This is a genomic window from Falsihalocynthiibacter sp. S25ZX9, from assembly GCF_041205405.1.
Taxonomy (GTDB): Bacteria; Pseudomonadota; Alphaproteobacteria; order Rhodobacterales; family Rhodobacteraceae; genus Falsihalocynthiibacter; species Falsihalocynthiibacter arcticus.
Genome location: NZ_JBGFCD010000111.1, coordinates 1 through 351, shown reverse-complemented (window position 1 = coordinate 351; position 351 = coordinate 1). Strand labels below are relative to the sequence as shown.

The following is a 351-nucleotide window of genomic DNA, read 5'->3' as shown; positions in this document are numbered from 1 at the left end:
CGCCCGCAGCAAGGGAAGCGTAGGCATCGATTTCAATGGCCAAACCCTCGTCGCACGCACGTTGTGAGTCAGGGCCTTCCGCATCAATCAGGTCATACGCGCTGTTGCCAGCTTCGGCACCAGCACGCATTTTCGCGATCGATTCATTGGAGCTTTCGTCATAAACGACAGTGATGCCGGTTAACGCTGCATAAGGATCGGAATAGGCAGCGATTTGGGATGCTTGATATGCGCCGCCCAATGACATGATGGTCATGCTGTCAGAACAGTTTTCACAGGCAGGTAGGTCCGCAGCAAAAACCGTTGTTGCGGCTAGAGGCGACATCACAAGGGCCGTGGCCCCAAACAAAT

At 54.4% G+C, this 351-nt stretch carries 1 protein-coding gene; it reads right to left on the bottom strand.

The window, feature by feature from the left end:
- On the bottom strand, nt 1-351 hold a 351-nt coding region (locus AB9F29_RS21510; protein WP_369757202.1), incomplete at both ends, for an extracellular solute-binding protein.